Consider the following 26,237-nt stretch of genomic DNA (forward strand, 5'->3'; position numbering starts at 1 on the left):
CATGTATTTAAAGAAATGGCAAACGAAGGCATTAGTGTTGATTTAATTAACATTTCTCCTACTGGTGTAGCTTACACAGTAAATGATAATGTATCAGCTCGTGCTGTCGAAGTGCTAAAACAACTTGGATATGAGCCAATTGTGACAGAACATTGTGCGAAAGTATCTATCGTTGGAGCTGGAATGGCAGGCATCCCAGGGGTTACTGCAAAAATCGTTACAGCTTTAGCGGAAAAAGGTATTCAAATCCTGCAATCGGCAGATAGTCATACAACAATTTGGGTTCTTGTAAAAGAAATTGATTTAGTGGAGGCTGTAAATGCATTACATAGTGCGTTTGAGCTTTCAAAAGAAAAGCAACTGGAACAATAAGGAGTGAGACCATGATAGATTTTGGGACAATTGCAACCGCGATGGTAACACCGTTTGATATAAACGGGAATATCGATTTTGCAAAGACAACGAAATTGGTAAATTATTTAATTGATAACGGTACAACAGCAATCGTGGTAGGAGGAACGACAGGAGAATCTCCTACATTAACTTCAGAAGAGAAAGTAGCGTTATATCGCCATGTCGTATCTGTTGTCGATAAAAGAGTGCCCGTAATCGCTGGAACAGGTAGCAATAATACGCATGCTTCTATTGACTTAACTAAAAAGGCAACAGAAGTTGGTGTGGATGCAGTAATGCTAGTAGCACCGTATTATAACAAACCGAGTCAAGAAGGAATGTATCAGCATTTTAAAGCAATTGCTGAAAGCACGCCGCTTCCGGTTATGCTATATAACGTTCCAGGACGATCTATTGTACAAATCTCCGTTGATACAGTTGTTCGTTTATCAGAAATAGAAAACATTGTTGCTATTAAAGATGCCGGCGGCGATGTGTTAACAATGACAGAAATCATTGAAAAAACAGCGGACGACTTTGCGGTATACAGCGGTGATGACGGTTTAACGTTACCAGCTATGGCAGTTGGAGCGAAAGGTATCGTTTCGGTAGCCTCTCATGTTATCGGAAACGAAATGCAAGAAATGATTACAGCATTTCAAGCAGGAGAATTTAAGAAGGCACAAAAATTACATCAATTACTTGTAAGAGTAACTGATTCATTATTTATGGCGCCAAGTCCAACTCCAGTAAAAACAGCGTTACAAATGGTTGGATTAGATGTAGGTTCTGTACGTTTACCACTTCTTCCATTAACAGAAGAAGAAAGAGTAACGTTACAATCTGTAATGCAATCTATCCCTCGTTAATAAAAAATGACCTAGTGTAGAACTAGGTCATTTTTTATTATATGCAAATCTTTTCCTCTTTTTCTCACTTATATGTGTTCTTATAAGAATATTAATCGCTTCTTCATTATGTGTATAAGAAAATAATCGTACCCCTTTAACTGAGTCAAAAAATGATAGATATTATGGCATAAACGTAATAAACTACGGTGTCTGTTTTTAGAGAAATTCCCTCAAATGTGACGTAATTCATAAAAAAACTCCATTTTGTAAGTGTTTTTGTTGGATTTTAGAAAAATAAATCTTGAAACTTCCTATTATGAAATGAATTTAGCGTATGTATGGCTAGTTCTTAAAAATAATATGGAGTATAAAATCGGAGTAAATATAAAGGAAATACGTTCGATACTTTTGTTGTCATTCCGTTCTTTTACTCTTTCTTTCACACGATTTAACTTGTGTTCTATTTCTTGTATCAGGTATAATATGGCTAAGTAGCTTAGTACGGGTATGCTTAGCAAAATTGGGAAAAATTATAATTTAATTAAATTTTCATATCATATCGAATAAGATATTTGATTTATATAATGAAAGAGAGGTGAAACCTGGTTTAAAAAATAAACAAGGACATGATATCGCATAACGGTAAGGACATTCGTCTTGGACGGTGAAAATATGGTGGTTGTAGAGTTTCCCCTGGTGTCTCTGCAATTTTAGTGAAATCAGTGTTTGCAAGATTTTTAAACCAGGCAACAACATGAAGAGAAAAGAGAATGAGTCTGTTAAAGTATTTGCTCTTGGTGGAGTAGGTGAAATCGGGAAAAACATGTACTGTGTTGAAATTGATTCTGAAATCTTTATCGTAGATGCAGGGTTAATGTTCCCGGGAGATGAAATGTTTGGAATTGATATCGTTATTCCTGATATTACATATTTAGTGGAAAATCAAGAGCGAGTAAAAGGTTTATTTATTACTCACGGTCATGAAGATCATATTGGTGGAATTGTGTATGTACTTCGTAAATTATCTATTCCAGTCTATGCAACGAAATTAACAGTAGGACTTATACAAGAAAAACTTGGTGAAGCGGGCATGTTAGGCCGTGTAGACCTAAAAACAATCGATTCAAATTCAACAGTAGAATTTAACACTACAACGGTGTCATTCTTCGGAACGACACATAGTATTCCGGATTCTGTTGGCGTTTGTTTCCATACATCAAAAGGTGCAGTCGTATATACGGGAGACTTTAAATTCGATCAAACTCCAATTGGAAATAGTGGAGCAGACCTTGGGAAAATGGCGCAAATCGGAAATGAAGGCGTACTTTGCTTATTATCTGATAGTACAAACGCAGAGCGCCCAGGCTATACAGGTTCAGAAAAAGAAGTTGGTGTAGAAATCTCTAAAGTGTTCTACGGTGCAGAAGGTCGTATTATCGTTGCTTCATTTGCATCGAATGTACATCGTATTCAACAAGTATTTGATGCAGCTGCTGAAACAGGGCGAAAAGTAGCGGTAGTAGGACGTAGTATGGTGAAAGTAGTAGACATTGCAAGACGTCTTGGTTATTTAAATGTTCCAGAAGGTATGGTTATTTCATTACAAGAAGTAGACAACTTCCCAGAGAAAAAGGTAGCTATTTTAACGACAGGTAGTCAAGGTGAACCGATGGCTGCTCTATCTAGAATGGCAAAACAAGCACATAAACAAATTTCAATTCGTAAAGGTGATACTGTTATCATTGCTGCTTCGCCAATTCCGGGTAATGAAATATCTGTATCAAAAATTATTGATTTGTTATTTAGAGCTGGAGCTGAAGTTGTTTATTACGGCGAACGAAAAGTTCACGTGTCAGGTCACGGTAGCCAAGAAGAATTAAAATTAATGTTAAATTTAATGAAACCAAAGTACTTTGTACCCGTACATGGTGAGTTCCGTATGCAAAAAGCACATGCATATTTAGCTGAAGATGTAGGTATTACAAGAGAAAATATCTTTATCGTAGAAAAAGGCGATGTAATTGCTTTTGGTGACGATGAAGCAAACTTAGTCGGTAAAGTACAAGCTGGTAATGTTTTAATTGATGGATTAGGTGTAGGTGACGTTGGTAATATCGTTCTTCGAGATAGAAAGATGTTATCTCAAGATGGAATACTAGTAGTTGTTGTAACGCTTGGTAAAGATGAAAAGAAAATTATCTCTGGCCCAGAAATCATTTCACGTGGTTTCGTATATGTTCGTGAATCAGAAGCGTTAATTGAACGATCTACAGAGATTGTACGTATGATTGTTGAGCAGTCAATTAAAGAATATTCAATTGAATGGTCAATGTTAAAACAAAATATTCGTGAATTATTAGGACAGTTCTTGTACGAAGAGACAAAGAGAAAACCTATGATTTTACCGATTATTATGGAAGTATAAAAAGATCACCCTTATGGGTGATCTTTTTTCTTTTTAACCCTATCGAATGAAATTTATAACTTAAGAAATAATAGTTATATACGAGTGAAAGGGGATGCGAAATGACAGAACGTGATCGATATACAAATGAAGAAAAAGAAGCTGGAAAAGAGGCTTCAATAGTTGAAAAAATTCAACAGCTTGGACAGACAAATGTACCACAGATGAATGAATCACGTATTCATTGTTTAACGATTATCGGACAAGTGGAAGGTCATGTTCAATTACCACCGCAAAATAAAACAACAAAATATGAGCATATCATTCCGCAAATTGTTGCGATTGAACAAAATCCGAAAATTGAAGGTTTGCTTTTAATATTAAATACAGTTGGAGGTGACGTTGAAGCTGGGCTAGCAATTTCTGAAATGGTAGCTTCACTTTCAAAACCAACAGTATCTCTAGTTTTAGGTGGGGGACATTCCATCGGTGTACCGATTGCTGTTTCTACTGACTATTCGTTTATTGCGGAAACTGCGACGATGACAATTCATCCAATTCGTTTAACAGGTCTTGTCATAGGTGTGCCACAAACATTTGAGTATTTGGATAAGATGCAAGAAAGAGTCATTCGTTTTGTGACGAAGCACTCGAAAGTAACAGAAGATCGTTTTAAAGAGCTTATGTTTGCGAAAGGAAATTTAACGCGAGATATTGGGACGAATGTAATTGGTGGGGATGCAGTAAAGTACGGTCTTATAGATGATGTCGGCGGTATTGGAAATGCGATTCGAAAATTAAACGAATTAATAGATGTTCGTGCGGAAAATAGTACAGAAGGGACAATGCTACAATGATTTTATATACAATTATGCCAGAGCAACTTGTGTATCCGGTCGATTATTCACAATGTGAAAGTCAAAAAGTTGTAAATATAAATGGTGTGGAATTAATGGTTTCTGAAGAGGAACATGGATGTTATTCTATTGTACGTGTGCTAAGTACGGACCCACTTCACTATTTAGAGTTTGAGCCCGGTCAGAAAATAACCTTTTAGCAAAAAGAAGGATTTTGTTTAGAAGCTATGGTATAATATAAAAAACAAGACGGTTGAGCAGCCATGAGTAGGCTGCTTTCTTCTGTTTATTTAGCATTTTACAAGAAGTGTAAAAATAGAAGATATAAAGACCTGAAAAATAGAGAAAACAGACATATAAATAGAGCATTTTGAAGGGAGCTTTACTTATATGTAGAACACGAGGTGAAGAAATGGCAAAACAAAAGCAAAGAGGGACGAAGGCAAAGGCAAGACGTACGATAAAGCCAACTTTGTATTATGAAATCGTCGGTTTAACTCTTTTTGCACTTTCAATCATTACGATTTTACAGCTAGGCGTTGTAGGGAAATCGTTTGTGTTATTTTTTCGCTTCTTCTTTGGTGAGTGGTACATAATTGGTGTGTTAGGTGTAATAGCTTTATCGGTTTCCTTTGTTATAAAACGCGGATGGCCGAACCTTTTAAATAAACGATTAATTGGATTTTATTTAATTGTATTGGCGATATTAATGTTTAGTCATATTACATTATTTAACCTTCTTACAAAAGATGGAGCAGTGCAAAATACTTCTGTTATTGTGAGTACGAAAGATAACTTCTTTCTTGAAATGAAAAAGGGGCCAGATAGCGTTCATTTAGGTGGTGGTATGTTTGGTGCGCTTATGTTCGCAACATGTTACTTCTTATTTGACGAAGTAGGAGCTTATATCATTGGTATTATTCTAGTTATTCTCGGTATACTTTGTATAACAAATAAGCATATTGGAGAAGTGTTAGCTCCAGTTGGTAGAATTCTTAGAAGTCAGTTTCAAGTGATGCAAGGGGATTATAAAGATTGGAGAGCCAAAAGAACGGCTGAACAAACAGAAAAGAAAAAAACAACAAGAAGCACAAGAAGCAAACGTGCTGCAGAACAAGAAGAAATTATTGAGCCGATGGAAGAAATCTCAATTGATCCTCCGATTATTTCGAATTTCACTGAGAATTATCCTGTAAATGAAGAAGAGGATAAACGAATCGAAGTAGAGCAAGAAGAGTTGATCACTTCACCGTTTATTGAAGAGACTCCGCCAATTGAAGAACCAAAGAAAAAGCGTGGAGAAAAAATTGTTGAATCGTTAGAGAGTGAAGCGCAAGCACCTCCTATGCAATTTTCAAATGTAGAAAATAAAGATTACAAGCTTCCTTCACTTGATATATTAAAATTTCCAAAGAATAAGCAAGTTACAAATGAAAATGCGGAAATTTATGAGAATGCTCGTAAATTAGAACGTACATTCCAAAGTTTTGGAGTGAAAGCGAAAGTAACAAAAGTGCATAGAGGTCCTGCAGTTACAAAATATGAAGTGTATCCTGATATGGGGGTAAAGGTAAGTAAAATTGTCAGTTTAAGTGATGATTTAGCCCTTGCTTTAGCTGCAAAGGACATTCGTATTGAAGCGCCAATTCCCGGGAAATCAGCTGTAGGGATCGAAGTTCCAAACTCAGAGGTTTCGATGGTAACGCTGAGGGAAGTTCTTGACTCTAAGGCTAATAATCATCCGGAAGAGAAGTTGTTAATTGGTCTTGGCCGAGATATTACAGGTGAAGCTGTATTAGCCCGTCTAAATAAAATGCCTCATTTACTCGTAGCTGGTGCGACAGGTAGCGGGAAAAGTGTATGTATTAACGGTATTATTGTTAGTATTTTAATGCGTGCAAAACCACATGAAGTAAAATTAATGATGATTGACCCGAAAATGGTAGAGCTAAATGTATATAACGGTGTGCCTCATTTGTTAACGCCAGTTGTAACTGATCCGAAAAAAGCATCGCAAGCATTGAAAAAAGTTGTGAGTGAAATGGAACGTCGTTATGAATTGTTTGCTCATAGTGGTACACGTAACATTGAAGGATACAACGATTATATAAAAGAGCATAATAGTCAATCAGAAGCGAAACAACCCGAATTACCTTATATTGTAGTAATTGTGGACGAGTTAGCAGATTTAATGATGGTTGCTTCGTCTGATGTAGAGGATGCAATTATGCGTCTAGCGCAAATGGCTCGTGCTGCTGGTATTCATTTAATTATTGCAACGCAACGTCCGTCAGTTGACGTTATTACGGGTGTTATTAAAGCAAATATTCCATCACGTATTGCATTCGCTGTATCTTCTCAAACAGATTCTCGTACAATTCTTGACGGTGGTGGTGCAGAGAAGCTACTAGGTCGTGGAGACATGCTGTTTATACCAATTGGTGCATCGAAACCTGTACGTGTACAAGGCGCATTTCTATCAGATGATGAAGTTGAGAGAGTTGTAGAATATGTTATTGGACAGCAAAAAGCACAATATCAAGAAGATATGATTCCGCAAGATGTTCCTGATACGAAGCAGGAAGTAGAAGATGAATTATATGATGAAGCGGTTCAACTTGTAGTGGAAATGCAAACAGCATCTGTTTCTATGTTACAACGTAGGTTTAGAGTAGGTTATACGCGAGCTGCTCGCCTAATTGATGCAATGGAAATGAATGGTGTAGTAGGTCCGTATGAAGGGAGTAAACCGAGGGAAGTACTCATTAATGATGTACAAGAAAAAAGTTCTTAAAAAAAGCCTAATTGTTTTTACAATTAGGCTTTTTTATATAGTGTTTTTGTTATATACTATACTCAGTGATAAAGAAAGGGCTTACATTTAGGGGTGCCCTTTAGAATACGAATACTTTGAGTATGTTTTATGTAAATGTTCGATATTTAATGCAGAAAAATGTTAGATTTTGTTGACACGTATGAGAGCAAGTGGTAAGATTACTTCGAAAAGAATCACTGCCTCATATAATCTTGGAGATAAGGTCCATAAGTTTCTACCTGGCAACCATGAATTGCTAGACTATGAGGGGAAAAGTGTGTAACAAAGGATGTAAAGGATCTTTGTGCCGAACTTTTTCTCGAAATGAGGAATGTTTATGGTGCAAAGTTTTTTTTATGCAATAAAGAGTGAAAATTTTATTTTAAAAAATTATTATTATTTATTCGACAATTACATTTATTTTGGTGTTTAGTCATTTGTACTATGTTGTAAGTTGAAAAAAGAGAAAAGAAGTCTTACATCAGAGGTCGAATAATTGAAATGCGGGGGAGTCTTATGTCAGTAAAATCTGATAGTCGTCACCTATATCTACGGGTGATTGATCACATCAAAGAAAAAATTAAAGATGGCGCTTATAAAGAACGACAAAAGTTACCATCAGAGTTTGATTTAGCGAAAGAACTTGGCGTAAGTAGAGCGACTTTAAGGGAAGCGTTGCGTATTTTAGAAGAAGAAAATGTTGTCATTCGTAGACATGGTGTAGGGACATTTGTAAATGCAAAGCCATTATTTTCTTCTGGAATAGAACAACTTTCTAGTATTACAGATATGATTTCTAGTGTGGGGAAAACACCAGGAACAATCTTTTTATCATCATCTACTACAACTTTAACAGAAGAGGAAAAAGAGAAGTTTAATAGTGAAGATGGTTTTAATGCAGTGATGATTGAACGCGTGCGTACAGCAGATGGGGAACCTGTTGTGTATTGTATCGATAAACTTGCAAAAGAAATATTGCCAGACTTATCGGGTTACAATGAGGAATCATTATTAACGGTGATACATAATAACACGCATAAGCGCATAACATATGCGGTTGCTCACATTGAGCCAATTGGCTATCACCCTAAAATCTCACCAATTTTAGAATGTGAGCCTGAAACAGCACTGCTTGTATTAAAACAAATGCACTATGATCAAAATGATGAGCCAATCTTATATTCTATCAATTACTTTAGAGCTGATAAATTTAGCTTCCACGTATTAAGAAAGCGTATGTAGGTAAATTCCTTTTTAGGGAGGTGACAGCAAGAAGTAAGGAACAGCAGCGTAAGAATAAATAAATATATATCATTTTTGGAGGGGTTTCTAGTATGAAGAAAAAAGCAGGCCTTTTATTATCATTAACTTTAGCAGCAAGTACAGTTTTAGGTGCATGTGGTAACTCGGATAAGGCGAGCAGTGACAAGAAAGACACGAAAGACAATAAAGATTTCAAGGTTGGTCTTGTAACGGATGTTGGGGGCGTTGATGATAAGTCATTTAACCAATCTTCTTGGGAAGGGTTACAAAAGTTTGGTAAAGATAATGGTTTAAAAGAAAAGACAAATTATCGTTACCTTCAGTCTGAAAAAGAAGCTGATTATATTCCGAATTTAAAAAAATTCTCAAAAGATAAATATGATTTAACATTCGGAATTGGTTATAAATTAGAAGGTGCAATTAAAGAAGTAGCAAAAGAATCTTCAAAACAACAATTTGCAATCGTAGATACTGTTGTAGATGCACCGAACGTAACGAGCATTACGTTTAAAGATCATGAAGGATCATTCCTTGTAGGTGCGGTAGCAGCTATGTCAACAAAATCGAATAAAGTAGGATTTGTTGGTGGAATGAAAAGTGATTTAATTAGTAAATTTGAAAATGGATTTAAAGCTGGTGCAAAGGCAGTAAATCCAAACATTGAAATCGTATCTGAATATGCAGAAGCATTCGATAAGCCTGAAAAAGGTACAGTTCTTGCTTCAGCAATGTATGGTCAAGGCGTAGACGTAATTTATCATGCTGCTGGTGGTACAGGTAACGGTGTGTTCACAGAAGCGAAAAACCGTAAGAAAAAAGGTGAAAATGTTTGGGTAATCGGTGTTGACCGTGACCAACATCAAGAAGGTATGCCTGAAAATGTAACATTAACTTCAATGATTAAACGTGTTGATGTAGCAGTAGAAAAAGTAGCTAAAGAAGCAAAAGATGGGAATTTAAAAGGTGGAAAAATTGAAGAGTTTGGCTTAAAAGATGACGGTATTGGTATTTCAAAAACAACTGATAACGTGAAAAAAGTTAACCCTGAAATTTTAACAAAAGTAGAAGAGCTTGAAAAGAAAATTACAGCCGGTGAAATTAAAGTGCCAGCTACAGATAAAGAGTATAAAGAATACGAAGCTTCTCTAAAAAAATAAATAGAGAAATAGCAAAGGTTAGTTCATAGAACTAACCTTTGTATGTATAAAACTTCCGAATAGCTTAATAAGTTAATAGTGTAATAGGGAATGTTCCCTGTTAAAAGGAGGAACACAATGGAATACGTAATTGAGATGAATAACATTACGAAAGTATTCCCAGGCATTGTAGCGAATGATGATATTACGCTGCAAGTAAAGCAGGGTGAGATACATGCTTTACTTGGAGAAAATGGTGCAGGGAAATCCACATTAATGAATGTACTATTTGGTTTGTACCAACCAGAGCAGGGTGAAATTAAAATTAAAGGTAAACCTGTAAAAATCACAAATCCGAATATAGCAAATGACCTTGGTATTGGAATGGTCCATCAACACTTTATGCTTGTTCATAATTTTACAGTTACAGAGAATATTATTCTCGGAAATGAACCGAAGAAAAAAGGGAAAATTGCTGTTGAGGAAGCTGCTAAAGAAATTCAAAAACTGTCTGAACAATACGGTTTATCTGTAGATCCATATGCGAAAATACAGGATATTTCAGTTGGTATGCAGCAGCGTGTTGAGATTTTGAAAACTCTTTACCGCGGTGCAGAAATTTTGATATTTGATGAACCAACAGCTGTGTTAACACCGCAAGAAATTCATGAGCTAATTCAAATTATGAAAAAGCTTGTGCAAGAAGGAAAATCTATTGTTCTTATTACACATAAGTTGAAAGAAATTATGGAAGTTTGCGATCGTTGTACGATTATTCGTAAAGGAAAAGGGATTGGAACGGTTGACGTTGCAAATACGGATGAAAATAAACTTGCAGAATTAATGGTCGGACGTCAAGTGAATTTTAAAACAGAAAAAATAGACGCGAAGCCAAAAGAAGAGGTACTTTCAATTGCAAACCTTGTTGTTCACGATGCACGTCAACTACCTGCTGTAAAAGGCCTTGACTTAACTGTTCGTGCGGGGGAAATTGTTGGGATTGCAGGGATTGATGGAAACGGACAAAGTGAATTAATAGAAGCAATTACTGGTTTACGAAAAGTTGAGTCAGGTTCTATTGCAATTAAAGGAAAAGAAATAACAAATTGGCCTGTTAGAAGAATAACAGAAGAAGGAATTGGTCATATTCCAGAAGATCGTCATAAACACGGACTCGTTCTTGATTTTTCTGTTAGAGATAATATAGTTCTGCAAACGTATTATAAAAATCCATTTTCAAAGAAAGGGATTTTAAATTTCAGCAAAATTACAGAAAAAGCAAAGGCTCTTATTGAACAGTTTGATGTGCGTACACCTAGTGAGCAAACGTTAGCACGCGCTCTATCTGGGGGGAATCAACAAAAAGCAATTATTGCACGTGAAGTAGACCGAAATCCAGATTTATTAATTGCGGCACAGCCAACACGTGGTTTAGATGTAGGAGCAATTGAATTTATTCATAAGAGATTAATAGAGCAAAGGGATAAAGGAAAAGGTGTATTACTTTTATCATTAGAGTTAGATGAAATCTTAAATGTTAGCGATCGAATTGCTGTTATTTATGAAGGGGAAATTGTAGCAATAGTTGATGCGAAAGAAACGAATGAGCAACAGCTTGGATTGTTAATGGCTGGAGGAACAAAGAAGGAGCAGGTGGGTACAAATGGCTAAAAAGCTTTTAACAGAACGAACGATAAATATTTTAGTCCCAGTACTATCCGTTATTTTCGGCTTACTTGTAGGAGCGATTGTAATGCTAGTTAGTGGCTATGATCCAATTGTTGGTTATAGTGCACTTTGGACAGGAATGTTCGGCAGCGCAAGTGCGATTGGTGAAACGCTTCGTACAATGATACCGCTTATTCTTGCTGGCTTATCGGTGGCGTTTGCATTTCGTACAGGTTTATTTAATATCGGGGTAGAGGGTCAATTGTTAGTTGGTTGGCTTGCAGCGGTTTGGTTCGGTTATGCAGTCTCACTACCAGCTTTCCTTCATATTCCATTATCTATTTTATTTGCAGCATTGGTGGGCGGAATTTGGGGCTTCATTCCGGGATATTTAAAAGGGAAGTTTCAAGTGAATGAAGTTATTGTAACTATTATGATGAACTATATCGCGTTGTATGTAACGTATGACATCATTAAGCGTTTCTTACATGCGGGTAATGACAAAACGTATGATATTAAAGAGAGTGCGTCACTATCTTCAGACTGGCTTGCTTCTATTACTGATGGTTCACGTCTACACTGGGGAATTATTGTAGCAATTTTAATCGCTATTTTAATGTGGTTCTTATTAGATCGAACAACTTTAGGTTACGAATTAAAGTCAGTAGGATTTAATCAGCATGCTTCTCAATATGCAGGTATGAAAGTTTCTCGTAATGTAGTATTCTCCATGACAATTGCTGGTGCATTTGCGGGGATTGGTGGAGCGATGGAAGGATTAGGGACATTCCAGAGTATGACAGCGATGTCTTCGTTTACAGGAGTAGGATTTGATGGGATTGCCGTAGCATTACTTGGAGGGAATAATCCGTTTGGTATAATCCTTTCAGCTTTATTATTTGGTGGTTTGAAAAGTGCTTCCCCTCAAATGAACTTTGAGGCAGATGTACCGTCAGAGCTTATTAATGTAATTATTGCATGTATCATCTTCTTTGTTGCATGTAGTTATGTGTTAAGATGGGCGCTTACACGCATGAGCAAGGAGGGGAAATAAATGAGCTTTTTAGATATATTAGCCATTCTTGTGACGGGTACGTTATATACATCGGCACCTATCATTTTCACGGCACTAGGTGGTGTATTTAGTGAACGATCGGGTGTTGTAAATATCGGATTAGAAGGACTAATGCTATTTGGTGCATTTATTGGAGTCGTTACAAACTTATTAATGGGTGATACTTGGGGAACGATGACTCCGTGGATTGCGTTACTATTTGCGGCAATTGGTAGTGGATTATTTGCATTACTTCATGCGGTAGCTTCTATTACATTCCGAGCAGATCAAGTTGTAAGTGGTGTAGCCATTAACTTCTTATCTCTTGGTTTAACAGTATTTGCAATTAAGAAGATTTTTGATAAAGGGCAGACTGACTTTATTCAGTATCGTATTGAAAAGATTGATATTCCAGGCCTTTCGGATATTCCGGTTTTAGGGAAAATATTTTTCTCGAACGTACCAATAACGTCATATATTGCCATTATTTTAGCATTCGTTGTTTGGTATGTTATTTATAAAACACCGTTCGGTCTTCGTCTACGTGCTGTTGGTGAACACCCAATGGCAGCGGATACGATGGGGATTAACGTATATAAAATGCGCTATATTGGAGTCTGTATTTCAGGAGTGTTTGCTGGAATTGGTGGAGCGATTTTTGCAATGTCAATTTCTAATAACTTCTCAGGGGCAACTATTACAGGACAAGGTTTCTTAGCTTTAGCTGCTATGATTTTTGGAAAGTGGAATCCACTAGGCGCACTAGGTGCAGCTCTATTCTTTGGTTTTGCGCAATCTTTAAGTGTAACGGGCGGAACAATCCCTGTATTAGACCAAATTCCAAGTGTTTTATTAACGATATTACCATATGTATTCACAATATTAGCGCTTGTCGGTTTTGTAGGTCGTTCTGAAGCTCCTAAAGCATTAGGAACTCCTTATGAAAAAGGAAAACGATAAGTATTTTATAAGTATAAAAAAGCTCGCACATTAGTGTGGGCTTTTTTACATAGAATATATTTAATACGGAATTTTACTATGTTCCTTACATATTAAAGTTTTTAGAAAGAATCATATGTAAGCATAATAAGGGAGAAAAGTTGATTTTTTATTTCTAAAAACTGTATATTGAAGAGGAATATTCCTATATACGTAAAGGAGGGCTATAAATGAAACTAATGGAACAACAACTACATGAGTTAGGTGGTTTGCGCGTACATATTATTCCGACTGATAAATATAAAACGAATACCTTTGTATTTCGTTTTAAAGCGCCTTTAAATGAGGAGACGGTGACAGAGCGTGCCCTATTGCCATACGTATTGCAAAGTGCGACAGAAAAATTACCTTCTGTAATTCGTCTTCGTCAATATTTAGAAGAATTATACGGATCTTCTTTAGCGGTAGATGTAAGTAAAAAAGGGGAAGACCATATTATCTCCATTTATGTAGACATTGCAAATGAAGTTTATTTACATGATGCACCACCGTTATTTGAAAAAGCGCTTTCTATGTTGTCAGATATTGTGTTACATCCAGCAACGGAGGGGAACGGTTTCCTATCTTCTATCGTAGAAAGTGAAAAAAGAGCACTGTTACAGAGAATTGAAGCTACTTATGATGATAAAATGCGTTATGCAAACGAGCGTTTAATTGAAGAAATGTGCAAAGTAGAACCGTATCGTTTAAGTGCAAATGGAAAAAAAGAGAGTGTTATGTCTATTACAAATGAAAGTTTGTATCAGTATTATCAAAAGGTGTTAGCGGAAGATGAAATGGATCTATATATTATTGGTGATATTTCAGAAAACGCCGTTGATCTTGTAAGTAAGTATTTTTCTATTTCAACTCGTCCAGTGAGAGAAAGAAATGTACTCCTTCATAGACGAAACAATGAAGAAAAAGAAGTTGTTGAAAAACAAGAATTAAAACAAAGTAAATTACACATCGGTTATCGTACATTTGTCACATATAAAGATGAAGATTATTTTGCATTGCAATTGTTCAATGGATTGTTTGGTGGCTTTTCTCATTCGAAGTTATTCGTAAATGTGCGTGAAAAAAATAGTTTAGCGTACTATGCAGCATCGCGCTTTGAAAGTCATAAAGGTTTATTATTTGTTATGTCAGGAATCGAAGCGAAAAATTATGAAAAAGCAGTTGAGATTATTAAAGAACAAATGCTTGCGATGCAAAACGGAGAGTTTTCTGAAGAAGAAATACATCAAACAAAAAGTGTCATCCAAAATCAAATATTAGAGGCAATTGATACACCACGTGGCTTTGTAGAAATGCTATATCATGGTATTATTTCAGATCGTACACGTCCAGTTGAAGAATGGCTTACAGGTATAGAAAGTGTGACGAAAGAAGAAATTGTAAAAGTTGCTAAAAATATTGAACTAGATACAATTTACTTTTTACAAGGAACGGAGGGAGAGTAAATGGAGAAAATTGTTTATGAGCAATTAAAAGAAACACTCTATTATGAAAAACTTCCTAATGGATTAGATGTATATGTTTTACCGAAACAAGGATTTAATAAAACATTTGCGACGTTTACGACGAAATATGGTTCTGTAGATAATACATTTGTACCATTAGGGAAAGAAGAAATGATTCGTGTGCCTGATGGAATTGCACATTTTCTTGAGCATAAATTATTTGAAAAAGAAGATCACGATGCTTTCCAATTGTTTAGTAAACAAGGAGCATCGGCAAATGCTTTTACATCCTTTACACGAACAGCTTACCTTTTTTCATGTACTTCAAACGTAGAACAAAATTTAAATACATTGCTAAACTTCGTGCAAGAGCCTTATTTCTCTGAAAAAACGGTTGAAAAGGAGAAGGGGATAATTGGGCAAGAAATTCAAATGTATCAAGATAACCCAGATTGGCGTTTGTACTTCGGGTTAATTGATAGCTTGTTTGTAAAACACCCAATTAAAATTGATATTGCAGGGACAATCGAATCTATTAGTAAAATTACGAAAGATTTATTGTATGAATGTTATGAAACATTTTATCATCCGAGCAATATGTTATTGTTTGTTGTGGGTGCAATTGATCCAGAGAAAACAATGGATTTAGTACGTGAAAATCAAGCGAAAAAAGATTATAAAAACCAGCCAGAAATTGTGCGTTCATTTGAAGAAGAACCAAATGAGGTAAATGAAAAGAAAAAAATTATTTCAATGCCTGTGCAAACACCGAAATGTTTAGTTGGTATTAAAGCGACTAATTTAAAGGAAAAGGGGCAAGCGCTTTTAAAACAAGAAATTGCGCTTACGTTACTCTTAGATTATTTATTTGGAAAAAGTTCTGTTCATTACGAAACTTTATATAATGAAGGGCTTATTGATGATTCATTCTCGTATGACTATACAGAAGAAAATAACTTCGGTTTTGCAATGGTTGGCGGTGATACGAAACAACCTGATGAATTAGCAAATCGTTTAAAAGATATTTTATTAAAAACAGATTATGATCAATTAGATGCGGCGGCATTAGAACGAGTGAAGAAAAAGAAAATTGGTGGTTTTTTACGCTCGTTGAATTCACCAGAATATATTGCAAATCAATTTACACGATACGCGTTTAATGAATCTAGCCTATTTGACGCATTGACTGTATTAGAAGGACTAACCGTTCAAGACTTACAAGAAGTAGCGAAATTATTGTTATCAGAAGACAAAATGAGTATTTGTCAGGTGTTACCGAAAAAATAAAATTAAAAAGATACCCTCATCTTATCATTGAAAAATTGTAAGATGAGGGTATTATTTAGTTATGTGAAAATTGAACTTGTAGAGATAAGAGAGGGACTTTATGAAAAAGTATGCGTTAGTAACTGGAGGGAGCGGAGGAATTGGCTCTGCTATTTCGAAACAATTAATTCAAGATGGATATACAGTTTATGTTCATTACAATAACAGTGAAGAAAAGGTATTGGAATTGCAGAAGGCATGGGGAGAAGTTATCCCTGTTCAAGCGAATTTAGCTTCTAGTGATGGAGCAGAGCAATTGTGGGGACAAATTGAACATCCTATTGATGTTATTGTATACGCAGCTGGGAAGAGTATTTTTGGACTAGTAACAGATGTAACAAACGATGAATTGGATTATATGGTAGAACTTCAAGTGAAGAACGTATATAAATTACTTTCTATGGCACTTCCGCCTATGATCGGGAGAAGAAGTGGTAATATTGTAATTGTTTCATCTATATGGGGACAAATAGGGGCTTCTTGTGAAGTGCTTTATTCAATGGTAAAAGGGGCACAAAATTCATATGTGAAAGCTTTAGCGAAAGAAGTTTCTTTAAGTGGATTACGTGTGAATGCAGTAGCACCAGGAGCAATTGAAACGGAAATGTTAAGTGTTTTTTCTGAAGAAGATAAAATGGGAATTGCTGAAGATATACCATTAGGTAGAATAGGATTACCAGAAGAAGTAGCGAAAACAGTTTCATTCCTCGTATCACCAGGAGCGTCTTACATAACTGGACAAATTATCGGAGTGAATGGCGGTTGGCACTGCTAAAAAATTCTTACATAAAAAATGAATAGTTGCACAAATTAAGGATGATTTTATTACTCAATAGTGAGGTGCTTAATTATGTCAGTATTAGATAATTTTGATCAGTGGAAGAGCTTTTTAGGAGAACGTTTAGAGCAAGCGCAAGACAAAGGTTTAGATGGCGGTGCGGTATCAGATATGGCGTTTCGTGTTGGCGACTATCTTGCTAATGAAGTAGAAGGACGCAATGACCAAGAGAAATTATTAGCTGAGCTTTGGAAAGTTGCTGATGAACAGGAGCAACATACAATTGCAAATTTAATGGTTAAGTTCGTACAACATAAGTAAAAGTAGAGAGGAGATTCTCCTCTCTACTTTTTTTGTATAATAATTACACAGGGTAGATTATACATTTAGCTTCCCTATTAAGGTGAAATCATATAATATAGTACGTAGGTGTAAAGTAAGCAAGGGGAGTGATCTTGGATGATTGAATGGTATTTTGAATATGAAATACATAAAAACCGACCTGGCTTGCTTGGTGACGTTTCTTCGTTAATCGGTATGCTCGGCATTAATATTGTCACAATTAATGGTGTAGATAATGCACGACGTGGGTTACTTCTTATGTGTGATAATCAAGAGCAAATCTCTAGACTTGAATCAATTTTAAATACGATGGATAACATAACGGTAACGAAATATCGTCCGCCCAAGCTAAGAGATAAGCTAGCGGTTAGGCATGGTAGGTACATACAACGAGATGCAGATGATAAGAAAACATTTCGATTTGTGCGTGATGAATTAGGCTTACTTGTAGATTTTATGGCAGAAATTATGAAAAAAGAAGGCCATAAACTAATTGGGATACGCGGAATGCCTCGTGTCGGAAAAACAGAATCCATTGTTGCTGCAAGTGTTTGTGCAAATAAAAGGTGGTTATTTGTATCATCTACTCTTATTAAGCAAACTGTTCGTAGTCAATTAATTGAAGATGAGTATAGCGATGACAATATTTTCATCCTAGATGGAATTGTGTCAACGAAGCGTGCTAACGAAAGACATTGGCAGCTCGTTCGTGAAATTATGAGATTGCCTGCAACGAAAGTTGTGGAACATCCTGATGTATTTGTGAGTCAGTCAGAATACACATTGGATGATTTTGATTATATTATCGAGTTGCGTAACGATTATGATGAAGAAATTCAATATAATTTAGTAGATGAAATTGAGCAAGGTACGCAAAAAAATTTCTCTATGTTTGACTTTTAAAGAAATATTGAGGTGTTAGTAGTGACGGAATTGGGACAAAAGCTGAAAGAAGCAAGAGAAGCGAAAGGCTTGTCTATTGATCAGCTGCATGAGATTACAAAAATTCAAAAACGCCATTTAGTGGCAATTGAAGAAGGCAATTATGATGTATTGCCAGGAGCTTTTTATGCGCGTGCATTCATTAAACAATACGCAGATGCGGTTGGATTAAATGGAGAGGAACTGCTCGTAGAACATCAGAGTACGATACCACAATCTGAAAAGCGTGAAGTTCCACAAGTATCAACGGGACAAAAAACACAAGAAACAATGCAAAAATCTTCATCATGGCCAATTGCAGATCACATGCCGAAAATCTTAGTTGCGCTGTTAGTAATCGCAGTTGGAGTGGTAATCTGGTTTGTGTTTCAAGCGTTAACTGGAAAAGATGATGAAAAAGTTCCGAGCGCTCAAAGTGAGAAAATTGAAGTTCAAAAAGCGAAAGATTCTCCGTTAGATACGAAGAAAGATGAAGTGAAAGCGGAAGAGCCAAAAAAAGAGGAACCAAAGAAAGAAGAACCAAAGAAAGAGGAGCAACCAGCACAACCAACTGGACAGCAAGAAGTGAAAGTAGTTGGAACAACTGGAAAGGTATCTACTTTGGAAATTCATAATAATAAAACATTAGAACTGGAATTATCGGGTAAAGGTGCGAGTTATGTAGATGTTAAAGATGATGCTGGGAATGTGATTCTAAACGCTACAGTACAAGAGGGCCAAATAGAAAAACGTGATGTATCAACATTAAAAGAAGTGCGACTTAATATTGGAAATGCAACGAATGTTGAAGTTAAACTGAATGGCCAAGTGGTCGCTTATCCATTGGATCCAGAAAAAGAACTTCACCAAAGATTGGTGATAAAAAACCAAGGGATAGAGCAACCTGCACAATAACAGTCATCGCTTCGATGACTTTTTTTCGATGAACAAATGTTTTTGATATGATGGAGGAATAGCTGTGAATTTACCAAATAAAATTACAATATCTAGAATCTTCTTAATTCCAATTTTTATGGTAATTATGTTAGCACCCTTTGATTGGGGTTCATACAAAATTGGTGATGTTGATTTACCGATTCAACATTTAGTGGGGGCACTTATCTTTATCATTGCTTCAGCTACAGATTGGATTGATGGACATTACGCAAGAAAATATAATCTTGTAACGAATTTAGGGAAGTTTCTTGACCCGTTAGCTGATAAATTACTTGTTTCGGCAGCACTTATTACATTGGTAGAGATGCAATATGTACCGGCTTGGATTGTTATTGTAATTATCAGTCGTGAGTTTGCGGTAACTGGTTTACGTCTTGTACTTGCTGGAACAGGGGAAGTAGTTGCAGCAAACCAGCTAGGAAAAATTAAGACATGGACACAAATTATTGCGATTGCAGCATATTTATTACACGATGTACCTTTAAATTTAATCCATATTCCAGTTGCGGATATCTTCATATGGATTGCATTAATCTTTACTGTTATTTCAGGATGGGATTATTTCTGGAAAAATAGAGCTGCTTTTGTAAACTCAAAATAGAAGTTTATGGGGGAATTGGGATGAATGCTGAGATTATTGCGGTTGGAACTGAATTATTACTTGGACAAATTGCAAATACAAATGCCCAGTTTTTATCTGAAAAGTTAGCTTCAATCGGAATTAACGTGTACTATCATACTGTTGTTGGTGATAATAATAAGCGATTGCAAAAGGCGATTGAAGCTGCGGAAGAACGTGCTGATATACTTATTTTTACAGGTGGATTAGGACCGACAAAAGATGATTTAACGAAAGAAACGATAGCTGCTAGTTTAGATGAAGAGCTTGTGTATGATGAAAAGGCATTAGCCTTAATAAGTAATTACTTTAAGCGTACAGGCCGTGAATTTACGGAGAATAATAAAAAGCAAGCGCTCGTTTTAAATGGAGCAACAGTATTTGCAAATGACCACGGTATGGCGCCGGGTATGGGGGTAAATAAGAACGGAAAAGTTTATATTTTATTACCAGGGCCGCCAAAAGAAATGAAACCAATGTATGTAAGTTACGTAGAGCCTTTTTTACGTAATTTTACAACAGGAGAAAACATTTATTCTCGTGTGCTTCGTTTCTTCGGTATTGGGGAGTCCCAATTAGAGGTGAAAGTTCAAGATTTAATTGATGGACAAACAAACCCAACAATCGCCCCGTTAGCAAATGATGGAGAAGTGACATTACGTTTAACCGCTAAGCATCAAAATGTTAGCGAAGCGGAGAAACTAATTCAACATGTGGAAGATTTGATTTTAGAAAGAGTAGGAGAATTTTTCTACGGATATGACCAAGAATTTTTGCATTATAAGGCAATCGAGTTATTGAAGAGAAAAGGGTTAACTTTAGCGTGTGCAGAAAGTTTAACAGGTGGTCTTTTTGGAAATCAAGTAACTGAAAACGCTGGTGTTTCTTCTGTGTTTAAAGGCGGTGTCATTTGTTATCATAATGATGTGAAGCAACATGTTTTACGTGTGCCTGAAGAAGTGTTGCATACTGATGGTGCAGTTAGTAAAGAATGTGCTCGTTATCTTGCTGAAAATGTTAAGGATGTACTAAAAGCGGATATCGGAATTAGTTTCACTGGTGTAGCAGGGCCAGATGCTTCAGAACAGAAAGAACCAGGAACAGTATTTGTTGGGCTTTCTATTAAGGATGAACCAACTGTAGTCTTTCCTCTTAATTTAAGCGGAAGTCGTCAACAAATTAGAGAACGAACAGCAAAATATGGATTTTATCATTTATATAAAAAGCTAGAAGAGATATAAGTTTCTTCTAGTTTTTTTACGGTTAAATTTAGATATTATTTGATAGAAAATAAAAAAATCGAATAAATGTTCGATTTTTGTTGGCAAATTGAATTGAAAATAGGTATAATAAGATTAGCAATTCAGTTAAGGAGGAATTTTGAATGAGTGATCGTCAAGCAGCGTTAGATATGGCGTTAAAACAAATAGAGAAGCAATTCGGTAAAGGTTCAATTATGAAATTAGGAGAACAAGCGGAGCGTAGAGTTTCTACAGTTTCTAGTGGTTCTTTAGCACTTGATGTGGCACTAGGAGTAGGCGGATATCCACGTGGCCGTATTATCGAAATTTACGGACCTGAAAGTTCAGGTAAAACGACAGTTTCATTACATGCAATTGCAGAAGTACAACGTCAAGGTGGACAAGCAGCATTCATCGATGCGGAGCACGCAATGGATCCTGTATATGCACAAAAATTAGGCGTTAACATAGATGAATTACTATTATCACAGCCTGATACAGGGGAGCAAGGATTAGAAATCGCGGAAGCACTTGTACGAAGTGGTGCGGTTGACATTATCGTAATTGACTCTGTAGCAGCTCTTGTACCGAAAGCAGAGATTGAAGGCGACATGGGTGACTCACACGTAGGTTTACAAGCACGTTTAATGTCACAAGCACTTCGTAAGCTTTCAGGAGCAATCAACAAATCAAAAACAATTGCAATCTTTATTAACCAAATTCGTGAAAAAGTTGGGGTTATGTTCGGAAATCAACTACAAGTTGCTTAATCAAAGTGATGTACTTGAGTCTTTATTTGTCTTCTTCGACTAAGTCTTTATAAGGGATTTCTTATAGGGAGAGATTAAAGTGGCAGTGACAATTGGAAATAGAACTTATCGAAACATAGAACAATGGCAAGTGGATTTTATTGTGAAACATGCGGATAGAAAATTGAAAGATATAGGTAAAGAAATTAATCTTGATGAAAGGCGAGTAGGTGAAATATTAAAGTTACTCGGAATTAAAAGAACCAGACATAGAAAGATTTACTTGCCTAAAACCGCAGAAGTTGAACAAGAATTGAAAAATCCATATTTATCACATGTTGAAATTGCTATTAAGTATGGCGTATCCGATACATGTGTTGCTAAGAGGAGAAAAGAGCTTAATGTAAAGGTCAGAAAGAAAAATTATGATACTTTACTGGAACAACAGGTTGAACAGATGTTGTTAAGTTTAGATCTGGCGTTCATTAAGCAAAAAAGAATCGATAAGTGGTCTATTGATTTCTACTTAGGTAGAAAATATTGTTTAGATGTCCATGGGAAATGGGCACACTCACTCAAAAAGATAAAAGAACGAGATAAAAGAAAACTTTTATTTATGGAAGAGGGCTGCTATAAATATCTTGTTATACATGAAGAAGAGTTAGCAAATAAAGAAAAAGTCTTACAAAAGATTAAGGAGTTTACCATGGGTTTCCCTTGCTAGTGATAGCATGTTAAAAAACCTTGTGAACCTTATTGCCTAAGGGTGTAACTATCCATATAGTTGCTAACGGTGAAGCCCACCATTATTTAGGGTAATACCGTGCCAAGCTCCATAGTGATATGGGGAAGGTGTAGAGACTACCGAAAAGGACTTTTAGTTAACTGAGTAGGGTACGGCAGATGATAGGCTACTGCTGGAAGTGCAAGGCTCTCTGTAAAGAGATGAAGAGATAGTCCAGACTATAGAGATGGAAAATCTATAGATAGTGCCAGAAACAACTCCAGGTGGTCGTGCGTTGAAATTCTATTCAACTGTTCGTCTTGAAGTGCGTCGTGCGGAGCAATTAAAGCAAGGTAACGACATCGTTGGTAATAAAACAAAAGTAAAAGTAGTGAAAAATAAAGTAGCACCACCATTCCGTGTTGCTGAAGTTGATATTATGTACGGAGAAGGTATTTCAAGAGAAGGTGAAATCTTGGATATGGCTTCTGAGCTTGATATCGTTCAAAAGAGCGGTGCTTGGTATTCTTATAATGAAGAACGCCTAGGACAAGGTCGTGAAAATTCGAAGCAGTTCTTAAAAGAAAATACAGATTTAAGAGAAGAAATTGCCTTCTTTATTCGTGAGCATCACGGAATTAGTGAAGATTCTGGTGCTGAGGGCGCAGAAGATTCAACTCTTCTTGATTAAAAAAATAAAAGACACGGCCTCGTGTCTTTTATTTTTTTATCTACTATTAAGGAGCATAATACTATAGATAAAAAATATTTTTTTACTTCAAATGCGTTGTGTAAAGAGGGATATTTAAATATTTTAAGTAAAAGAAATGGGAATTACTAAGGTTTTCCAGTATAGTAGGCTCCTTACTTTTAAAATTTAGGTCACATTCAAGGCTGAAGGCAAAGAAAGTAAAAGTAGACAACGCTTGACAATGAAAATTACGATAGATACAATGAGAATGTATATTTTTTCTTATATACAATATACTCTTCTCAAGAAGAGAAGTAATATTCGGAGTAAGGTTTAAATCTTACCGAAATAATAATATGACATTTTAATTGTGAAATGAAGAAAGTCCCTTAAAAAAGCGGGACGACGGTCTTTGCTGTATGTTGTAATTCAATGTACATGCCGACAGTCTTTTTTCATTCATAGCAAGGGGAGGTGAAATCATGACGAGTACAGTTTGGATACTCATCTCCATTTTGCTTGCAACAGTCGGTGCAGTTGTTGGCTTTTTTGTTCGAAAGTCTATTGCTGAAGCGAAGATTAATGGTGCGGCTAATGAAGCGAGACGTATTTTAGACGAAGCGAATCGTGATGCTGAAGCACTTAAGAAAGAAGCGCTTTTAGAAGCAAAGGATGAAATTCATACACTTCGTACAGAAGCTGAATTAGAAATTCGTGACCGTAGAAGCGAATTACAAAAACAAGAAAATCGTTTAATGCAAAAAGAAGAGAACCTTGATCGTAAAGACGAAACGCTCGATAAACGCGAGCAACAGTTAGAGAAGAAAGAGGAATCTCTTGTAGCGAGACAACAACAGATTGAAGAGTTGGAAAGCAAAGTGGGAGAGTTAGTTCAAAAGCAACAAACAGAATTAGAGCGCATTTCCAATCTGACACGCGAACAAGCGAAAGCAATTATTCTTGGTAAAGTAGAAAGTGAAGTTTCTCATGAAATCGCTGTTATGGTAAAAGAAAGTGAAGTTCGCGCGAAAGAAGAAGCGGATAAGAAAGCAAAAGAGATTTTATCTCTTGCAATGCAAAGATGTGCAGCTGATCATGTTGCTGAAACAACCGTTTCGGTTGTAAATCTTCCAAATGACGAAATGAAGGGACGTATTATCGGGCGTGAAGGTCGTAATATTCGTACGTTAGAAACGTTAACGGGTATTGACTTAATTATCGATGATACACCAGAGGCGGTAATCCTTTCTGGATTCGACCCAATTCGTCGTGAAACAGCTCGTATCGCTCTTGATAAACTAGTACAGGACGGACGTATTCACCCAGCGCGTATTGAAGAGATGGTCGAAAAATCAAGACGTGAAGTGGACGAGTATATTCGCGAAGTCGGAGAGCAAACAACGTTTGAAGTGGGTGTTCACGGATTACATCCAGATTTAATTAAAATTTTAGGTCGTTTAAAATACCGTACAAGTTATGGTCAAAACGTCTTAAAACACTCTATGGAAGTTGCATATTTAACTGGACTTATGGCGGCAGAGCTTGGCGAGGATGAAAAACTAGCAAGACGTGCAGGTCTATTACATGATATCGGAAAAGCGATTGACCATGAAGTAGAAGGAAGTCACGTTGAAATTGGTGTTGAACTTGCAACGAAATATAAAGAGCATCCTGTAGTTATAAACAGTATCGCATCTCACCATGGTGACACAGAACCAACTTCTATCATTGCAGTTTTAGTTGCAGCAGCAGATGCTTTATCAGCTGCAAGACCGGGAGCTCGTAGTGAAACACTTGAAAACTATATTCGTCGTCTTGAAAAGTTAGAAGAGATTTCAGAGTCTTATGAAGGCGTTGAAAAGTCATTTGCAATTCAAGCAGGACGTGAAGTTCGTATTTTGGTAAAACCAGATACAATCGATGACTTAGAAGCTCATCGTTTAGCTCGTGATATCCGAAAACGTATTGAAAATGAACTGGATTACCCAGGACATATTAAAGTAACTGTTATTCGTGAAACACGTGCAGTGGAATACGCAAAATAAAGTGGTGAAACACCACTTTATTTTTTTGTGTTGGAATTGGATAAAATAAAGACAGTTAGTTATATAGTATAAAAGTGAAACAAACTTATAATAAACATATTATAAGGAATTTACTTGATGCTATAGCAATAAAAAATGCAGTACATAGAAAGGGTAAGACATATGAGAATATTATTTGTTGGGGATGTAGTAGGATCTCCTGGTAGAGGTATGATTCAACAATACGTACCGGCATTAAAGAAAAAATATACACCTACAGTAACAATCATTAATGGAGAAAACGCAGCAGGTGGCCGTGGGATTACAGAAAAAATATATCGAAACTTTTTAGAATGTGGGGCGCAAGCAGTTACACTTGGAAACCACGCTTGGGATAATCGGGAAGTATTTGAATTCATCGATGATGCAAAATATCTTGCAAGACCAGCTAACTTCCCAGAAGGAACTCCAGGAAAAGGACTTATCTTTGTGAACTGTAATGGAACAGAAGTTGCAGTTATTAACTTACAAGGACGTACTTTCCTTCCTCCGATTGATTGTCCATTCCGTAAAGTGGATGAATTAATTAATATTGCGAAAAAACGTACGAATATTATCTTTGTTGATTTCCATGCGGAGACTACAAGTGAAAAACAAGCGCTAGGTTGGTATGTAGATGGGCGTGCTACAGCAGTAGTAGGTACGCATACGCATGTCCCTACAGCAGATAACCGTATTTTACCAAGCGGAACAGCATACATTACAGATGTTGGGATGACAGGGCCATATGACGGAATATTAGGTATGGACAGAGAAGCAGTATTGAAGAAGTTTTTAACAAACTTACCAGTACGATTTGAAGTAACAAATGGTAGAACGCAATTAAGTGCAGTGTTAATTGATGTGGATCCAAATACAGGAAAAGCAAAGAAAATTGAACGTATTTTAATTAATGACGATCAACCATTTTTTGAGTAAAT

At 36.2% G+C, this 26,237-nt stretch carries 22 protein-coding genes, 2 pseudogenes and 1 riboswitch; all 24 genes and pseudogenes read left to right on the plus strand.

The features are described 5' to 3' along the window. The coding region (locus DN404_RS18245; protein WP_149215313.1) for an ACT domain-containing protein at positions 1–372 on the plus strand (372 nt) is incomplete at its 5' end. A gap of 11 nt (positions 373–383) precedes the next feature. After that, positions 384–1,262 carry a 4-hydroxy-tetrahydrodipicolinate synthase gene (gene dapA / locus DN404_RS18250; RefSeq protein WP_000564763.1) on the plus strand — a complete coding sequence of 293 codons (879 nt, stop codon included), beginning with the start codon at positions 384–386 and terminating at the stop codon, positions 1,260–1,262. Positions 1,263–1,998: 736 nt separating this feature from the next. Continuing rightward, positions 1,999–3,669, plus strand: coding sequence for a ribonuclease J (locus tag DN404_RS18255; protein WP_000823097.1), 1,671 nt, complete (start codon positions 1,999–2,001; stop codon positions 3,667–3,669). Positions 3,670–3,770: 101 nt separating this feature from the next. After that, positions 3,771–4,505, plus strand: a complete 735-nt coding sequence (gene tepA / locus DN404_RS18260) for a translocation-enhancing protein TepA (RefSeq protein ID WP_149215314.1) — start codon at positions 3,771–3,773, stop codon at positions 4,503–4,505. Then, positions 4,502–4,705 carry a YlzJ-like family protein gene (locus DN404_RS18265; protein ID WP_000605036.1) on the plus strand — a complete coding sequence of 68 codons (204 nt, stop codon included), beginning with the start codon at positions 4,502–4,504 and terminating at the stop codon, positions 4,703–4,705. Before tepA ends, DN404_RS18265 begins: the two co-directional genes overlap by 4 nt. Before the next feature lie 212 nt (positions 4,706–4,917). Beyond that, a complete protein-coding gene (locus DN404_RS18270; RefSeq protein WP_001118782.1) occupies positions 4,918–7,299 on the plus strand; it encodes a DNA translocase FtsK in 2,382 nt (793 codons plus the stop codon). A 203-nt stretch (positions 7,300–7,502) separates the two neighbouring features. Then, positions 7,503–7,604, plus strand: a riboswitch (purine riboswitch). Positions 7,605–7,836: 232 nt separating this feature from the next. Beyond that, the gene (locus DN404_RS18280; RefSeq protein WP_000114182.1) at positions 7,837–8,562 is read left to right on the plus strand and encodes a GntR family transcriptional regulator; all 726 of its coding nucleotides are present in this window, start codon (positions 7,837–7,839) and stop codon (positions 8,560–8,562) included. 92 nt (positions 8,563–8,654) lie between these two features. Then, positions 8,655–9,740, plus strand: a complete 1,086-nt coding sequence (locus tag DN404_RS18285; RefSeq protein ID WP_000725771.1) for a BMP family lipoprotein — start codon at positions 8,655–8,657, stop codon at positions 9,738–9,740. Positions 9,741–9,857: 117 nt separating this feature from the next. After that, entirely contained in the window at positions 9,858–11,390 is a 1,533-nt protein-coding gene (locus DN404_RS18290; protein WP_000456914.1) for an ABC transporter ATP-binding protein, read from the plus strand. After that, positions 11,383–12,441 carry an ABC transporter permease gene (locus tag DN404_RS18295; RefSeq protein WP_001085254.1) on the plus strand — a complete coding sequence of 353 codons (1,059 nt, stop codon included), beginning with the start codon at positions 11,383–11,385 and terminating at the stop codon, positions 12,439–12,441. The genes DN404_RS18290 and DN404_RS18295 overlap by 8 nt, the downstream gene beginning before the upstream one ends. Beyond that, positions 12,442–13,401, plus strand: coding sequence for an ABC transporter permease (locus DN404_RS18300; protein WP_000008857.1), 960 nt, complete (start codon positions 12,442–12,444; stop codon positions 13,399–13,401). 209 nt (positions 13,402–13,610) lie between these two features. Then, positions 13,611–14,885, plus strand: a complete 1,275-nt coding sequence (gene yfmF, locus DN404_RS18305; protein ID WP_000772418.1) for an EF-P 5-aminopentanol modification-associated protein YfmF — start codon at positions 13,611–13,613, stop codon at positions 14,883–14,885. Further along, complete coding sequence (yfmH, locus tag DN404_RS18310; RefSeq protein WP_000411976.1) at positions 14,886–16,172, plus strand: EF-P 5-aminopentanol modification-associated protein YfmH; 1,287 nt, start codon at positions 14,886–14,888, stop codon at positions 16,170–16,172. Positions 16,173–16,272: 100 nt separating this feature from the next. Further along, positions 16,273–16,986: an elongation factor P 5-aminopentanone reductase gene (ymfI, locus tag DN404_RS18315; RefSeq protein ID WP_000759604.1), complete on the plus strand. Its 714-nt coding sequence runs from the start codon at positions 16,273–16,275 to the stop codon at positions 16,984–16,986. Between the two features lie 75 nt (positions 16,987–17,061). Continuing rightward, on the plus strand, positions 17,062–17,310 hold the full coding sequence (locus DN404_RS18320) for a DUF3243 domain-containing protein (protein ID WP_000114450.1): 249 nt from the start codon (positions 17,062–17,064) through the stop codon (positions 17,308–17,310). A gap of 138 nt (positions 17,311–17,448) precedes the next feature. Continuing rightward, positions 17,449–18,234, plus strand: a complete 786-nt coding sequence (locus tag DN404_RS18325) for a DUF3388 domain-containing protein (RefSeq protein WP_149215315.1) — start codon at positions 17,449–17,451, stop codon at positions 18,232–18,234. Positions 18,235–18,255: 21 nt separating this feature from the next. Beyond that, positions 18,256–19,167, plus strand: a complete 912-nt coding sequence (locus DN404_RS18330; RefSeq protein WP_000137461.1) for a helix-turn-helix domain-containing protein — start codon at positions 18,256–18,258, stop codon at positions 19,165–19,167. Between the two features lie 64 nt (positions 19,168–19,231). Beyond that, on the plus strand, positions 19,232–19,810 hold the full coding sequence (gene pgsA / locus DN404_RS18335) for a CDP-diacylglycerol--glycerol-3-phosphate 3-phosphatidyltransferase (protein ID WP_001052967.1): 579 nt from the start codon (positions 19,232–19,234) through the stop codon (positions 19,808–19,810). A 20-nt stretch (positions 19,811–19,830) separates the two neighbouring features. Then, entirely contained in the window at positions 19,831–21,069 is a 1,239-nt protein-coding gene (cinA, locus tag DN404_RS18340) for a competence/damage-inducible protein CinA (RefSeq protein ID WP_000990688.1), read from the plus strand. Between the two features lie 143 nt (positions 21,070–21,212). Continuing rightward, positions 21,213–21,821 (plus strand): annotated as a pseudogene (recA, locus tag DN404_RS18345) (recombinase RecA); the annotation flags it as partial. Between the two features lie 97 nt (positions 21,822–21,918). Next, positions 21,919–22,542: a PDDEXK family nuclease gene (locus tag DN404_RS18350; protein WP_000301532.1), complete on the plus strand. Its 624-nt coding sequence runs from the start codon at positions 21,919–21,921 to the stop codon at positions 22,540–22,542. Between the two features lie 268 nt (positions 22,543–22,810). After that, positions 22,811–23,233, plus strand: a pseudogene (locus tag DN404_RS18355) (recombinase RecA family protein); the annotation flags it as partial. A gap of 482 nt (positions 23,234–23,715) precedes the next feature. Next, the gene (gene rny / locus DN404_RS18360; RefSeq protein WP_000204911.1) at positions 23,716–25,278 is read left to right on the plus strand and encodes a ribonuclease Y; all 1,563 of its coding nucleotides are present in this window, start codon (positions 23,716–23,718) and stop codon (positions 25,276–25,278) included. 162 nt (positions 25,279–25,440) lie between these two features. After that, complete coding sequence (locus DN404_RS18365) at positions 25,441–26,235, plus strand: TIGR00282 family metallophosphoesterase (RefSeq protein ID WP_001221095.1); 795 nt, start codon at positions 25,441–25,443, stop codon at positions 26,233–26,235. Positions 26,236–26,237 lie beyond the last annotated feature (2 nt).

This window comes from Bacillus sp. TE8-1, assembly GCF_008368855.1.
Taxonomy (GTDB): domain Bacteria; phylum Bacillota; class Bacilli; order Bacillales; family Bacillaceae_G; genus Bacillus_A; species Bacillus_A cereus.

Excerpts from the sequence above, each read along its gene's own strand:
- rny (WP_000204911.1), top strand. The coding sequence starts at position 23,716 with ATGACGAGTACAGTTTGGATACTCATCTCCATTTTGCTTGCAACAGTC.
- dapA (WP_000564763.1), top strand. The coding sequence starts at position 384 with ATGATAGATTTTGGGACAATTGCAACCGCGATGGTAACACCGTTTGAT.
- DN404_RS18325 (WP_149215315.1), top strand. The coding sequence starts at position 17,449 with ATGATTGAATGGTATTTTGAATATGAAATACATAAAAACCGACCTGGC.
- DN404_RS18290 (WP_000456914.1), top strand. The coding sequence starts at position 9,858 with ATGGAATACGTAATTGAGATGAATAACATTACGAAAGTATTCCCAGGC.
- DN404_RS18300 (WP_000008857.1), top strand. The coding sequence starts at position 12,442 with ATGAGCTTTTTAGATATATTAGCCATTCTTGTGACGGGTACGTTATAT.
- DN404_RS18280 (WP_000114182.1), top strand. The coding sequence starts at position 7,837 with ATGTCAGTAAAATCTGATAGTCGTCACCTATATCTACGGGTGATTGAT.
- DN404_RS18285 (WP_000725771.1), top strand. The coding sequence starts at position 8,655 with ATGAAGAAAAAAGCAGGCCTTTTATTATCATTAACTTTAGCAGCAAGT.
- tepA (WP_149215314.1), top strand. The coding sequence starts at position 3,771 with ATGACAGAACGTGATCGATATACAAATGAAGAAAAAGAAGCTGGAAAA.
- DN404_RS18365 (WP_001221095.1), top strand. The coding sequence starts at position 25,441 with ATGAGAATATTATTTGTTGGGGATGTAGTAGGATCTCCTGGTAGAGGT.
- DN404_RS18255 (WP_000823097.1), top strand. The coding sequence starts at position 1,999 with ATGAAGAGAAAAGAGAATGAGTCTGTTAAAGTATTTGCTCTTGGTGGA.
- DN404_RS18265 (WP_000605036.1), top strand. The coding sequence starts at position 4,502 with ATGATTTTATATACAATTATGCCAGAGCAACTTGTGTATCCGGTCGAT.
- cinA (WP_000990688.1), top strand. The coding sequence starts at position 19,831 with ATGAATGCTGAGATTATTGCGGTTGGAACTGAATTATTACTTGGACAA.
- DN404_RS18270 (WP_001118782.1), top strand. The coding sequence starts at position 4,918 with ATGGCAAAACAAAAGCAAAGAGGGACGAAGGCAAAGGCAAGACGTACG.
- DN404_RS18295 (WP_001085254.1), top strand. The coding sequence starts at position 11,383 with ATGGCTAAAAAGCTTTTAACAGAACGAACGATAAATATTTTAGTCCCA.
- DN404_RS18320 (WP_000114450.1), top strand. The coding sequence starts at position 17,062 with ATGTCAGTATTAGATAATTTTGATCAGTGGAAGAGCTTTTTAGGAGAA.
- ymfI (WP_000759604.1), top strand. The coding sequence starts at position 16,273 with ATGAAAAAGTATGCGTTAGTAACTGGAGGGAGCGGAGGAATTGGCTCT.
- yfmH (WP_000411976.1), top strand. The coding sequence starts at position 14,886 with ATGGAGAAAATTGTTTATGAGCAATTAAAAGAAACACTCTATTATGAA.
- yfmF (WP_000772418.1), top strand. The coding sequence starts at position 13,611 with ATGAAACTAATGGAACAACAACTACATGAGTTAGGTGGTTTGCGCGTA.